Genomic DNA, 11,196 nt, shown 5'->3' with positions numbered 1-11,196 from the left:
CGGCGGGTCCACCACCTGCGGGTGCACAGGGCCGCGAGCACGGCGCCCGCCGCGTTGAGGATCACGTCGTCCACGGAGCTCACCCGCCCGAGCCGCAGGCCCCACTGGAGGAGTTCGACGCCGAGCGAGGCGGTGGCCGCGACGGCGGCCACCGCGGGAAGCGAGGCGAAGCGCGCGGAGCGGACCGGGAGCATCGCGCCGAGCGCGGCGAAGACCAGGAGGTTGCCGCCGATCTGCACGACCGCCGCTCCCGGTGACAACCGCGCGACCTGGCCCGCCAGGTCCACCAGGGGGACGACGTGCACGCCCTCCTCCGTCCCCGGCGTGAGGATCATCCAGATCCAGGGGGCGGTCCCGGCCACCATGACCACGTCCGCGAGAGCCGTACGGAGGGGAGCGGGATGTCCCCGGCGGGTGCGGCGGCGGGTGAGGAGCAGGACGGCGAGAGCGGCCACGGGAACGGCGCAGACGGTCGCGACGACGACATGTCCCCAGGTGCTCCACGCCTCCCGCATCCGATCATGATGGCAGGCCGGGGGAGACGGTGACGGTCAGACGTCCAGGACGAGGGTGATCGGGCCGTCGTTGGTGAGGGTGACCTTCATGTCGGCGCCGAAGACGCCCGTCTCCACCCGCGCGCCGAGCGCCCTGAGCTCGGCCACCACGGCCTCCACGAGAGGCTCGGCCACCGGGCCCGGCGCGGCGGCCTGCCAGGTGGGCCTGCGGCCCCTGCGGGCGTCGCCGTACAGCGTGAACTGGCTGATCACCAGCAGCGGCGCGCCGATGTCGGAGCAGGACTTCTCGCCGTGCAGGATGCGCAGTCCCCACAGCTTGGCGGCGAGCCTGGCCGCCTCGGCCCGCCCGTCGGTGTGGGTGACGCCCACGAGCACGAGCAGGCCGGGCTCGTCGATGGCGCCGACGACCTGACCCTCCACCACAACGGACGCGGAGCTGACCCGCTGTACGACCGCACGCATGGCCCCGAATTCTGCCACGTCCGGGGGCTTCATAGACTGCCCGTCATGTCGGAGATGGTCGTCGAGGTCGTCCGGTCGGGGTTCGTCGAGTCGGTGCACCGCGCACGCGTGCACGTGATCGGGGCGGACGGCGCCCCGGTCCTGGTGCGCGGGGACACGTCGAGCCTGACGTCGCCGCGTTCGGCCATGAAGCCCCTGCAGGCGCTCGGCATGGTGCGGGCGGGCCTGCCGATCGAGAACGAACTGCTCGCGCTCGCCGCCGCGAGCCACAGCGGCGAGCCCTTCCACATCGACGGCGTACGGAAGATCCTCGCGGGCGCGGGGCTGGACGAGACCTTCCTGAAGTGTCCGGAGGACCTGCCCCTCGACCGGGAGGCCCGCCATCAGGTCCTGAGGGAGCACGGCGACGCCCGCCGGATCTTCATGAACTGCTCGGGCAAGCACTCGGCGATGCTCGCCACCTGCGTGGTCAACGGCTGGCCGGTCGACGACTACCGCAATCCCGGCCACCCGCTGCAGCGGGCCATCCGGGCCACCGTGGAGGAGCTGACCGGGGAGCGGGTCGCGGCGACCGGCGTGGACGGCTGCGGCGCCCCGCTGTTCTTCGTCTCCATGGCGGGGGTCGCCCGCGCCTTCCGTCAGCTCACGCTCGCCCCCGAGGGCACGCCGGAGCGGCGCGTCGCCGACGCGATGCGCGCGCACCCCGAGTGGACGAGCGGCACGACCCGGGCCGAGGCCCTGCTGATGCGGGCCGTGCCCGGGCTGCTGGTGAAGGCGGGCGCGGAGGCGTTCGACGCCTTCGCCGACGCCGAGGGCCGGGCCGGGGCCGTGAAGATCGTGGACGGCGGCGACCGGGCCCGCGTGCCGGTCACCGTCGCCGCTCTGCGCGCCGCCGGGATCGACGCCCCGGAGTTGGCCGGGCTGGCCACCGCCCCGCTGTTCGGCGGCGGGGTCCCGGTCGGCGAGGTCCGCGTCCGTCCCGCCTGACCGGCCGCGGGTCACCTCCACACGCGGTCGAGGAACGCGGCGATCAACGGGGCGATCTCGGGGAGCCGGTCCTCCAGGGCGAAGTGACCGGTGTCGAGGACGTGCAGTTCGGCGTCGGGCAGGTCGCGCAGGTAGGCGCGGGCCCCGGGCTCGGGGAAGAACATGTCGTCGCGGCCCCACGTGATCAGCGTCGGCGGCCGGTGCTCGCGTAGCCAGGCCTGCCACAGCGGGTAGCGGGCCACGTTGGTGTGGTAGTCGAAGGCCAGCGCCACCTGTGCCTCCTTGCGCCCCGGCAGGTCAAGGAAGTGCTGGTCGAGGGTCCATCCGTCCGGGGCCACCAGCCGGGGATCGGCGGTGCCGCCCTCGTACTGGCCGCGGGTCATCTCCAGCGTCAGCAGCGCCCGCACCTTGTCCTCGTCGCCCTCGACGTCCGGGCGCAGCGCGATGAAGGCGCGGGCGCCGTCCGAAAGGCCCTCCTCGTACGCGTTGCCGTTCTGTACGACGAGGCCGGCGATCCACTCGGGGTGCCGGGTCGCCAGCCGGAATCCCACCGGAGCGCCGAAGTCGAAGACGTACATGACGAACCGGGTCAGCCCGAGCCGTTCGACGAAGCCCTCCATCACCTCGGCGAGGGTGTCGAAGCTGTAGGTGAAGCCCGCGGGCGCCTCGGTGTGCCCGAAGCCGGGGTAGTCGGGCGCGATCAGCCGATATCGGGCTCCCAGCACGTCGATGAGCCGGCGGAACTGGTGGGACGCGGACGGGAATCCGTGCAGCAGCAGCATCACGGGAGCGTCGTCGCCGCCCTCCTCCGGCACCGACTCGCGGTAGAAGACCCGCACGTCCCCGACGTCGACGTGCCGGTGGAGCGTACGCGGATCCCGGCCGCACACCCCGGACGGCCCGGGCGACCTGGTCGCCACCGTCGAAGGGCTGCGCGTCTGGCTGGGCCTGCAGGCCGACCGGCTCGCCGGCGCGCTACCGGAGGGCGGGGAGGCGTCGCTGACGGACGACGACCTCGCCGCGGCGGTGACCGCGGTGCGCGAGGTGCGTGAACACGCGGCGGTCGCGATCGACCGAGTGCGCCGGGGCCTGCGGCCGCCCGGTGACACGCTTTCCGGCCTCAACAGGGCGCAGCGTGCGGCGCCCGCCGTCCGCGCGCTGGCCTGGGACGGCGTGGCCGTGACCGCCGTACCGCGCAGGGACGGCCCGCCGGGCGCCCGGCTGGCAGCGGTGCTCGCCGAGGCGGTCGCCGAGCTGCTGACCGACCCGGCGGTCACGACCGTGCGGGAGTGCGCGGCCGACGACTGCGTGATGCTGTTCCTGCCCGCCCATCCGCGCCGGCGCTGGTGCTCGGCGGCGCGGTGCGGCAACCGGGCCCGCGTCGCCCGGCACTATCGGCGTCACCGCGCCCCCGACTCGGCTCTATAGGGAGCGGAACTGGCGGGAGGTCGAGATCGCCCCGGAGGTGGTCATGACGAACGTCCGCATCGAGTCGGCGAACCTGGACAGGTCCCACTCGGCCGGGCCCTGATACCAGTACAGGTGGTCGGTCTGCCGCCCGTTGCCGTTGAACGCGCTGACCACCCGAGCCCACCGGTCCACGCTGTCGAAGATCACCGCGTACGGCAGGTAGCGGGAGAACAGTTCCACACGCTGGCCTGCGGGGACGTCGTCGACGTTCGCCCCGGCGAGGTACTCCCGGAACCCGAGCGTGTGCGCCAGCGCCGCGGCGCCCTTGGCGGTCTTGGCCGGCATGTACTGCGCGCCGAAGGCCAGCGCGGCCCCCGCGATGATCAGGGCGAGCCCCAGCAGGCCGTACGTCGTGAACCAGGCGAGCAGGACGGTGGCGACCACGCCGAGCGCGACGACGGCCAGGCCGAGAGTCGTCCAGCGCGACCGGGTGGAGTCGGGCCGCCGGGCGAACCAACCCTGCGCCACGACGTCCTGATACAACGCGTCGCGCACGGTGGCCAGGCGGGCGGCGAACGACCCCTGCAGCTCCGACAGCAGCACCCGGTCGCGGCCGTCGAAGATCGCGTCGTAGAGGGCGCGCTCGTACGGCAGCAGGTGGCCGACCGGGGCGCCGGGCAGCTTGACCAGGCACCAGTCGGGGGTGTCGTACGTCTGGCGCGGCTGCTCGTCGATCCGCAGGTAGTTGCGCACGGCGAGGTCCACGATGGTCGCGGTCACGTCGACCACGTCGGCCTGCTCGTCGAACAGCGTGCCGATCTGCCCGGGGCGCACGCCGTCCGGAGGAGTGAAGTGCCCGCCGCGATGGCCGCTGACCGGGGCCGACTCGCTGCCGACCACGCGGGCGTCACGCCCCCGCGTCCAGTAGAGCAGCCCCACGCCGCCCAGCAGCAGCACCAGCAGCGCCGCGAGGGATCCGCCGGTCACCGCGTTCAGCGTGAACGCGGTGGACAGCTCGAACCTGCGCTCCAGGATCGGCCGGGCCCCCGTCGCGCCCTTCGGGTAGCCGACGACGACCGTGAGCGTCTGGCCCTCCCCGAGGCTCTGCTGTTCGAACGTGGAGGTGGTGCCGGTCTCCTCGACCGAGGCGCTGGTGCAGGCGATGGCCGCGCTCAGCTCCCCGGCGAAGCAGGACAGGTTCTGCACCCGGCCCGGGCCGGTCACCGTGACGACCGCGTCCTGTACGGGGCCGGACACCGCGAACCACCGCAGTTCCTCGCCCGATGCCGTGGGCGTGACGGCGCCGGTCACGTCGTACTCCACCGTGCCCTTGAACGTCAGGGTCTCCCCGTCGTACGAGCCGCCCTTGACGTTGGAGATGCGGTAGACGCGGTCGTGGCCGTCGTCGTAGCGGGTCCGGGTGAGCGGCGTGCGCCGCACCGTCCCGCCGGCGGGGGCGACCGTCTCCTTCACATGGAGCACGCCGTTCTCGCGGAGCTCCATCGTCACCTCGTCCTTCGCCGGAGGCGCGGAAGCCGCGGTGACGGCGTGCGCGGGGGAGGCGGCGAGGACGGCGAGCAGTGCCGCCAGTCCGAGCCGGCGCGCGAGATCCACCATGAGCCGCAACCCTATCGGTCCCGGTGCTCCAACCGGGGATCGGATACGGGCCGCCGGACCGGTCAGGAATCGAGAAGCGTGGGGAACACCGACGGCCATAGCGTCATCGGCATGGAACTCACCCTTCACTACTGCTACATCACGGTCGACGACGGCGACGCGGCGCTCGCCTTCTACCGGGACGTGCTCGGCCTCGAACTGCGCAACGACGTCGGGTACGAGGGCGCCCGCTGGCTGACCATGGGCCCGGCGTCGCAGCCGGACGTCAACATCGTCCTCGAGACCGTCAACGCCGACCCGACCGCCTCCGAGGAGGACCGCGCGGCGCTGAGCGACCTGCTCGCGAAGGGCAGGCTGCGTGCCGTCGTCTTCGCCACCCCGGACTGCGACGCCACCTTCGAGAAGATCCGCGAGTCCGGCGCCGAGGTCCTGCAGGAGCCGATCGACCAGCCGTACGGCGTCCGCGACTGCGCCTTCCGCGACCCCGCGGGCAACATGATCCGCTTCCAGCAGCTCGGCAAGAGCTGACGCGGCGGCGCCGCCGGTGGCGGTGCCATGCGAGACGGGGCGTCCTCCCGCATGACCCGGGAGGGCGCCCCCTCCGTCGTGGTACGCCGGATGGGTAGGGTAACCGTCCATGGGACACACCCGGTTGTACCGGAACGGAACCCTGGAGGCGGAGGGCTTTCCGGTCGCGGACGTCTCCGAGCATGTCAAGGACCCGTCGGCGGTGGTGTGGTTCGACATGTGCGCCCCCACCGAGGAGGACCTCCACGCCATCAGCGAGGAGCTGGGACTGCACGCCCTGGCGGTGGAGGACGCGCTGCAGCACCGGCAGCGACCCAAGCTCGACGTCTACGACAGCCACATGTTCCTCAGCGTCTACGCGGCGGCCTTCGACAGCGGGTCCGGCCAGGTGCGGATCGCCCCCGCCGCCGCCTTCATCACGAAGAACGCGCTGGTCACCGTACGCCAGTCGGACGAATTCTCCATCGACGAGGTGGTCCGGCGCTGGGACGAGGGGGCGACCCTCGCCCGGCACGGCGTCGCGTTCCTGCTGCACGGCCTGCTCGACTACGTGGTGGACAGCCACTTCGACACCGTCGAGGCCATGGACGAGCAGGTCGAGGACCTGGAGGGGACGGTGTTCGGCGACCGGCCGGTCGGCCCGGAGGACCAGCGGCGCACGTTCGAGCTGCGCAAGAGCCTGGTCACGCTGCGCCGGATCGTGATGCCCATGCGGGAGGCCGTGAACACGCTCCTGCGCCGCAACGGCCTGAGCGGCGACGGCGAGATGACGCCGTACTTCCAGGACGTGTACGACCAGGTGCTGCGGGCCACGGAGTGGACGGAGTCGCTGCGCGACCTGGTCAGCAACATCCGCGAGACGCACCTGACCATGCAGAGCAACCGGATGAACCTCATCATGAAGCGGGTGACGAGCTGGGCCGCGATCATCGCGGTGCCCACCCTGATCACCGGCTTCTACGGCCAGAACATCCCGTTCCCCGGCTTCGGGCACTCGTTGGGCTTCTGGACGTCCACCGCGCTGATCGTCGTCGCCTCGGCCACGCTCTACCGGGTGTTCCGGGCCCGCGACTGGCTCTGACGGCGGATCACCACGGCCCGTACGGCCCCTGGTTGCCGCCGCCCCGGTAGCCGTTGACCGCGGGCTTCACGTCGGCGAGGTAGATGCCCGCCGCGATGACGGCGGCGATCGTGAAGATGTTGGGCAGCCCCATGCCCATGCCGAGGTAGTTGATCGCGGCGGCGAACGTGAACAGCGTCGCGAGGCCGAGGATGATCAACCAGAGTTGCTTGGTCTGCTTGCCGGCCGCGGGGAAGGCGCGTGCGGGGATCCGCAGCGCGTGCACCAGTGCCCAGCCGGACAACACGAAGGCCCCGACGGAAAGCAGCCAGAAGACGATGTCGAGGATGCCGTACAGCCCGAACATGGACTCTCCCACACGGTCACAGTCGCTGACGCCCCCAGACTAACGGGCGGCGCCGACACGTGGCGCAGGCGCCGAAGGCCGGTCTCCGCGGGCGGATGCCGAAAGTGCGGCGGCCCGCCTCCCCCGGAGGGAAGGCGGGCCGCCGCCGTGTCGATCGCGTGGGCCTGCGATCAGCCCTGGCTCGTGGCGCGGGCGCGACCGGTCCGCTTGGCGGTGGTCTCGGCGGCGATCGCCGGCTCGGCGGTCTCGGAGACCTCCGTCAGCTCCAGCGCGGCCTCGCCGCTCACCCGGCTGACGACCTTGCGGCCGCGGCTGGCCAGGTCGTCGTACAGCCGGTTGAAGCGGGCGGCGGCGGCGTCGGCGTAGCCCTTCGCCTTCTCCGGCAGCTCGCGCGCGACGATCTCCGCCTTGTCCTGCACGGTGGAGGCGTAGGCGCGGGCCTTCTCCACGGCGAAGTCGCCCGCGCCCGTGAGCGCGTAGAACGGTTTGGACTCCGTGATCTTCTTGGCCTGGGTCGTGATGGTCATGGGCTATCCTTCCTTCGAATCCGGTGTAATGCCGTCGCGCGGGAGAACCGGGTCGTCCCCGAGATGCTCAGCCGATTGCGGCGGCTGGGCGGTGTCGGCCCGGTTCTCCTTGCGGAACGACTCGTAGATGTCGATCAGCACCTGGCGTTGCCGCCCGGTGAGCGTGACGTCGGCCCGGATCGCGGCCAGCACGTCGCTGTGCGGTTCGCGGTCCTCGATGAGGCCGGCCTGGACGTAGAGCGCCTGGGCGGAGATGTGCAGACCCTTCGCGATCTGGTTCAGGATCTCCGCGCTCGGCTTGCGCAGGCCCCGTTCCACCTGGCTCAGGTAAGGGTTGGACACACCGGCCTGCGCGGCGAGCTGACGAAGCGAGATCTTCGCCTGCTGCCGCTGCTGGCGGATGTACTCACCGAGCGAGGCGACCTTGGGCAGTTCCATACCCCCAGTCTGCCTCGCACTGCTTGCAATTGCAAACTCGGCGGATAATTCCAGCTAGCACCAAAGGTTCAGCCAGGAAGCAGCCAAAGCAGCGGGGCGCTGGTGGCGAGCACCACCGATCCGGCCAGGATCAGGAAGCGGTGGGCGGCCGGAAGCGCGACCTCGGGCCGTACGAGCCGGTCGACCCGGGCCATCACGCTGGACGGCGCGGACACGCCGAGCGCGCCCTGCGGCGTGGGCAGCGCGGCCGAGGTGCCGAAGCGCAGCAGGGCGGTGGCCAGCCTGCGGGGGCAGCACCGCTGCCGGGCGCGGTCGTCGGCGGCCATCTCGACCAGCAACTCGACCGACGCCTGCGCGTCGCGGACCAGCTTCGACCACGGCAGCGCGCGGCGCAGCGCGGCGAACGGCAACAGCACCAGGTCGTGACGCTCGCGCACGTGGGCGGCCTCGTGCGCCAGCACGGCCTCCAACTCCGCGGACGACAGCAGGTGCAGCGTCCCGTCGCTGATGACGACCTGCGACTTGAGCCCCGGCAGGCAGTAGGCGGCGGCGCCGGGGAAGTCGACCACCCGGACGCCGGGCACGGCCGGCTCGTCCCTGGCGACCAGCGCGAGCAGGAGCCGGTGCCGGCGGCGGGCACGCAGCGTCTGCGCACCGGCCGCGAGGGGCAGGGCCACCAGCACCGCGAGCAGCGACAGGCCCGCGACCAGCGCGCCCAGCCGGAGATAGTCGTACGGCTGGCGCACGCCGAACTCCACGCTCAGCAGGAACTCCGCGAGCCCGTGCACGACGCCCTTGCGGTAGGGGTCGAGCGCGAAGGCGAGCAGGGCGCCTGTGGAGGCGAGCCCCCAGGTCAGCCCGAGCGACTGCCACAGCAGGATCGCCGTGCGCGGGGCGCGCCAGGTCCAGCGCGCGAACGTCAGCCGCCACGCGGCCACCGCGCAGATCGTCGCGAGCGTCGCTAAGACCGCCGCCGCGATCACTCTTCCTCCAGCTCCGTGAGGGCTTTCAGCAGGATCTCGGCCTCCGAGCCGGAGACCGCGCGGGCGAAGCGGGTCAGCGCCGCGTCGCGGTCGCCGGTGAGGTCCAGGGCTTCGAGCATCAGCTCGGCGACGTACGCGTCACGGCTCGCGGCGGGCTGGTAGCGCCAGGCGCGGCCGTCGCGGGTGCGGTTCAGGAAGCCCTTGCGGGCGAGCCGGTCGAGCACGGTCATCACGGTCGTCGGCGCGAGGTCGCGGTCCTCGATGAGGCGTCCTACCTCGCGGGCCGTGAGCGGGGTGTTCTCCGCCCAGAGGATGTCCATGATGCTGCGTTCAAGCTCTCCCAGTCCCTTCACGTCTTTCAGCCTACCCGGGGTAGTACTACGTCCTGTAGAGAGGTGGGAGGCATGAAAATCGTTCTGGTCGAAGGAGACATCACCGAGCAGCGGGTGGACGCGATCGTCAACGCGGCCAACTCCTCGCTCATGGGCGGCGGAGGGGTGGACGGCGCCATCCACCGGCGCGGCGGCCCCGAGATCCTCGAGGAGTGCCGGGCGCTGCGCGCCTCCCGGTACGGGAGGGGACTGCCGACCGGGCAGGCGGTCGCGACCACCGCGGGGCGCCTGCCCGCGCGATGGGTGATCCACACGGTCGGGCCCGTGTACTCGCGCAGCGAGGACCGATCCCATCTGCTCGCCTCCTGCTATCGGGAGTCGCTCGTCGTCGCCGACGCGCTGGGCGCCGGCACGGTGGCGTTCCCCGCGATCTCCACGGGGATCTACCGGTGGCCGGTCGAGGACGCCGCCCGCATCGCGATCACCGCGGTGCGGCAGGCCGCCCCCGTCGTGGTGGAAGAGGTGCGCTTCGTGCTGTTCAACACCGCAGCCTATGCGGTGTTCGAGTCGGCCCTACGGGACATCGGATAAGCGTTCGGCCAAAACTTTCACAGCCATTTGAGCATGTAGATCTCGTCGCGGTCGTCACCGGGGGCCACCCGGATCGAGCGGGGCACCCGGCCGACCTCCCGGTAGCCCACGCTCGCGTAGAAGCGGTCGACCCCGGTGCCGCCGCGGCAGGTGAGCTGCAGCGCCTCCAGGCCGAGCGACCTGGCGGCGTCGTCGGCGGCGAGCAGCAGCGCCCTGCCGTACCCCCTGCCCTGGTGCTTGGGGTGCACCATGACCCGCAGCAGCCACCGCCAGTGCGCCCGCAGGCCCGAGCCGTTGTCGCCCAGGATGAGCCAGGCGGCCACCGCGCCGTCGTCGCCGAACCCGACGAGGAGGCTGTCGGGGGCGCCGGTGCCGGCGGCCGGGCGGGTGCGGGCGAACGCCTTCTCGGCCGTCGGCCTGATGTCGTCCGGCGTCACGGGAGGCACGAAGCCCACCGCGCCGCCCGCGTTGGTCACCTCCGCCCAGCAGCTCAGGAGCTCCTCGAAGAGCTCGGGGGTCATCTCCGGGTCGAGGACGAAACGCATGGCCCGGACGTTATCAACCGCCCGGGGAGACGCTGCTCCAGGGCAGGGTGAGCTCGCCGAGCCGCCAGCGGCCGGTGCCGCCGGTCGGTGGGATCGCCTCCACCGGCCAGTCGCGCGTCAGCAGCTCGGCCGCCCTGATCCAGCGCTGCCGCGTGCCGTACGCGCCGAAGGAGGCGCAGGTCGCCCAGGCGCGGTCCCAGTCCGTCAGGAACGCGTGGATCCGCTCGCCCGGGACGTTGCGGTGGATCAGCGTCTTGGGCAGGCGTTCCGCCAGGTCGGAGGGGCGTTCGAAGCCGGTGAACCGGGCCGCGAAGGTGAGCGTGCGCGGTCCCTCCGCGCCGAGCGCCACCCAGGTCGCCCGGTGGCCGACCTCCGAGCAGGTGCCCTCGACGAGCACGCCCGAGGGGTGCAGGCCGGCCCGCAGCCGGTCCCAGTGCTCCCACGCCTCCGCCTCGCCGTACTGCCGCAGCACGTTGAAGGCGCGCACGATCATCGGCGGGCGGGGGACCGGCAGTTCGAAGCCGCCCCTGACGAACGACAGTCCCTCCCGCTCGTACGGCTTGGCCGCCGCGACCCGCTCGGGGGCGATCTCCACGCCCACCACCTCGACCGTGGGACAAACTCGGCGCAGCCGCGTGAACAGCTCGGTCGTCGTGGTGTGGGACGCGCCGTAGCCGAGGTCCACCACCAGCGGCGCGGCCCCCGCGCGCGCCGAGCGCAGCAGCGGGCCGTAGACGGCCGCGATCCAGCGGTCGCAGCGGCGCAGCCGGTTGTGCCCGGTGGTGCCGCGCGTGACCGTCCCCACGGGCCGGCCCGGGCGCACCGGCCTCATGT

16 protein-coding genes are annotated in these 11,196 nt (G+C 72.4%); 5 read left to right on the top strand and 11 right to left on the bottom strand.

The window, feature by feature from the left end; translation table 11 throughout:
• Window positions 1-515, bottom strand: a 515-nt coding sequence (locus tag Msi02_RS35695) for a VanZ family protein (RefSeq protein ID WP_204052227.1), incomplete at its 3' end; no start/stop codon positions are given.
• 36 nt (window positions 516-551) lie between these two features.
• Window positions 552-977 (bottom strand): D-aminoacyl-tRNA deacylase, encoded by a 426-nt coding sequence (dtd, locus tag Msi02_RS35690; protein ID WP_079316195.1) that lies wholly within the window; start codon window positions 975-977, stop codon window positions 552-554.
• 45 nt (window positions 978-1,022) lie between these two features.
• On the opposite strand from dtd, the gene Msi02_RS35685 reads away from it, so the two are divergent.
• Window positions 1,023-1,964 carry an asparaginase gene (locus Msi02_RS35685; protein ID WP_204052226.1) on the top strand — a complete coding sequence of 314 codons (942 nt, stop codon included), beginning with the start codon at window positions 1,023-1,025 and terminating at the stop codon, window positions 1,962-1,964.
• An 11-nt stretch (window positions 1,965-1,975) separates the two neighbouring features.
• On the opposite strand, the gene Msi02_RS35680 is transcribed toward Msi02_RS35685, so the two are convergent.
• Window positions 1,976-2,884 (bottom strand): alpha/beta fold hydrolase, encoded by a 909-nt coding sequence (locus Msi02_RS35680; RefSeq protein ID WP_239109038.1) that lies wholly within the window; start codon window positions 2,882-2,884, stop codon window positions 1,976-1,978.
• On the opposite strand from Msi02_RS35680, the gene Msi02_RS35675 reads away from it, so the two are divergent.
• Window positions 2,874-3,392 carry a CGNR zinc finger domain-containing protein gene (locus Msi02_RS35675; RefSeq protein ID WP_204052232.1) on the top strand — a complete coding sequence of 173 codons (519 nt, stop codon included), beginning with the start codon at window positions 2,874-2,876 and terminating at the stop codon, window positions 3,390-3,392. The two genes, Msi02_RS35680 and Msi02_RS35675, sit on opposite strands and share 11 nt — an antisense overlap.
• Here the strand turns inward: Msi02_RS35675 and Msi02_RS35670 are convergent.
• Window positions 3,387-4,991: a DUF2207 domain-containing protein gene (locus Msi02_RS35670; RefSeq protein ID WP_204052225.1), complete on the bottom strand. Its 1,605-nt coding sequence runs from the start codon at window positions 4,989-4,991 to the stop codon at window positions 3,387-3,389. The two genes, Msi02_RS35675 and Msi02_RS35670, sit on opposite strands and share 6 nt — an antisense overlap.
• A 111-nt stretch (window positions 4,992-5,102) precedes the next feature.
• On the opposite strand from Msi02_RS35670, the gene Msi02_RS35665 reads away from it, so the two are divergent.
• Both Msi02_RS35665 and Msi02_RS35660 read left to right on the top strand, forming a co-directional pair.
• The gene (locus Msi02_RS35665) at window positions 5,103-5,519 is read left to right on the top strand and encodes a VOC family protein (protein ID WP_079316205.1); all 417 of its coding nucleotides are present in this window, start codon (window positions 5,103-5,105) and stop codon (window positions 5,517-5,519) included.
• A 109-nt stretch (window positions 5,520-5,628) separates the two neighbouring features.
• On the top strand, window positions 5,629-6,600 hold the full coding sequence (locus Msi02_RS35660) for a magnesium transporter CorA family protein (protein WP_143737442.1): 972 nt from the start codon (window positions 5,629-5,631) through the stop codon (window positions 6,598-6,600).
• 7 nt (window positions 6,601-6,607) lie between these two features.
• On the opposite strand, the gene Msi02_RS35655 is transcribed toward Msi02_RS35660, so the two are convergent.
• The 5 genes from Msi02_RS35655 to Msi02_RS35635 form a co-directional block, all read right to left on the bottom strand.
• Window positions 6,608-6,958, bottom strand: coding sequence for a DUF2516 family protein (locus tag Msi02_RS35655; RefSeq protein WP_239109036.1), 351 nt, complete (start codon window positions 6,956-6,958; stop codon window positions 6,608-6,610).
• 158 nt (window positions 6,959-7,116) lie between these two features.
• Window positions 7,117-7,473 carry a hypothetical protein gene (locus Msi02_RS35650; RefSeq protein WP_079316192.1) on the bottom strand — a complete coding sequence of 119 codons (357 nt, stop codon included), beginning with the start codon at window positions 7,471-7,473 and terminating at the stop codon, window positions 7,117-7,119.
• Between the two features lie 3 nt (window positions 7,474-7,476).
• The gene (locus Msi02_RS35645) at window positions 7,477-7,911 is read right to left on the bottom strand and encodes a helix-turn-helix domain-containing protein (protein ID WP_204052224.1); all 435 of its coding nucleotides are present in this window, start codon (window positions 7,909-7,911) and stop codon (window positions 7,477-7,479) included.
• A 68-nt stretch (window positions 7,912-7,979) separates the two neighbouring features.
• A complete protein-coding gene (locus tag Msi02_RS35640) occupies window positions 7,980-8,894 on the bottom strand; it encodes a M56 family metallopeptidase (protein WP_079316190.1) in 915 nt (304 codons plus the stop codon).
• Window positions 8,891-9,247, bottom strand: a complete 357-nt coding sequence (locus tag Msi02_RS35635; RefSeq protein ID WP_079316189.1) for a BlaI/MecI/CopY family transcriptional regulator — start codon at window positions 9,245-9,247, stop codon at window positions 8,891-8,893. Before Msi02_RS35635 ends, Msi02_RS35640 begins: the two co-directional genes overlap by 4 nt.
• A 51-nt stretch (window positions 9,248-9,298) precedes the next feature.
• Between Msi02_RS35635 and Msi02_RS35630 the strand changes: the two genes are divergently transcribed.
• Window positions 9,299-9,817 carry an O-acetyl-ADP-ribose deacetylase gene (locus Msi02_RS35630; RefSeq protein ID WP_079316188.1) on the top strand — a complete coding sequence of 173 codons (519 nt, stop codon included), beginning with the start codon at window positions 9,299-9,301 and terminating at the stop codon, window positions 9,815-9,817.
• Window positions 9,818-9,834: 17 nt separating this feature from the next.
• Here Msi02_RS35630 and Msi02_RS35625 read toward each other — a convergent pair whose 3' ends face one another.
• Both Msi02_RS35625 and Msi02_RS35620 read right to left on the bottom strand, forming a co-directional pair.
• Window positions 9,835-10,362: a GNAT family N-acetyltransferase gene (locus Msi02_RS35625; protein ID WP_079316187.1), complete on the bottom strand. Its 528-nt coding sequence runs from the start codon at window positions 10,360-10,362 to the stop codon at window positions 9,835-9,837.
• Between the two features lie 13 nt (window positions 10,363-10,375).
• Entirely contained in the window at window positions 10,376-11,194 is an 819-nt protein-coding gene (locus Msi02_RS35620) for a class I SAM-dependent methyltransferase (RefSeq protein ID WP_204052223.1), read from the bottom strand.
• Window positions 11,195-11,196 lie beyond the last annotated feature (2 nt).

The sequence above is a fragment of the Microbispora siamensis genome, from assembly GCF_016863095.1.
In the GTDB taxonomy this organism is placed as follows: Bacteria; Actinomycetota; Actinomycetes; order Streptosporangiales; family Streptosporangiaceae; genus Microbispora; species Microbispora siamensis.
Note: the sequence above shows the minus strand (reverse complement) of the source record. Positions and strands in the feature narration are given on the sequence as shown.

Excerpts from the sequence above, each read along its gene's own strand:
- Msi02_RS35625 (WP_079316187.1), bottom strand. The coding sequence starts at position 10,362 with ATGCGTTTCGTCCTCGACCCGGAGATGACCCCCGAGCTCTTCGAGGAG.
- Msi02_RS35665 (WP_079316205.1), top strand. The coding sequence starts at position 5,103 with ATGGAACTCACCCTTCACTACTGCTACATCACGGTCGACGACGGCGAC.
- dtd (WP_079316195.1), bottom strand. The coding sequence starts at position 977 with ATGCGTGCGGTCGTACAGCGGGTCAGCTCCGCGTCCGTTGTGGTGGAG.
- Msi02_RS35685 (WP_204052226.1), top strand. The coding sequence starts at position 1,023 with ATGTCGGAGATGGTCGTCGAGGTCGTCCGGTCGGGGTTCGTCGAGTCG.
- Msi02_RS35630 (WP_079316188.1), top strand. The coding sequence starts at position 9,299 with ATGAAAATCGTTCTGGTCGAAGGAGACATCACCGAGCAGCGGGTGGAC.
- Msi02_RS35670 (WP_204052225.1), bottom strand. The coding sequence starts at position 4,991 with ATGGTGGATCTCGCGCGCCGGCTCGGACTGGCGGCACTGCTCGCCGTC.
- Msi02_RS35650 (WP_079316192.1), bottom strand. The coding sequence starts at position 7,473 with ATGACCATCACGACCCAGGCCAAGAAGATCACGGAGTCCAAACCGTTC.
- Msi02_RS35645 (WP_204052224.1), bottom strand. The coding sequence starts at position 7,911 with ATGGAACTGCCCAAGGTCGCCTCGCTCGGTGAGTACATCCGCCAGCAG.
- Msi02_RS35620 (WP_204052223.1), bottom strand. The coding sequence starts at position 11,194 with ATGAGGCCGGTGCGCCCGGGCCGGCCCGTGGGGACGGTCACGCGCGGC.
- Msi02_RS35660 (WP_143737442.1), top strand. The coding sequence starts at position 5,629 with ATGGGACACACCCGGTTGTACCGGAACGGAACCCTGGAGGCGGAGGGC.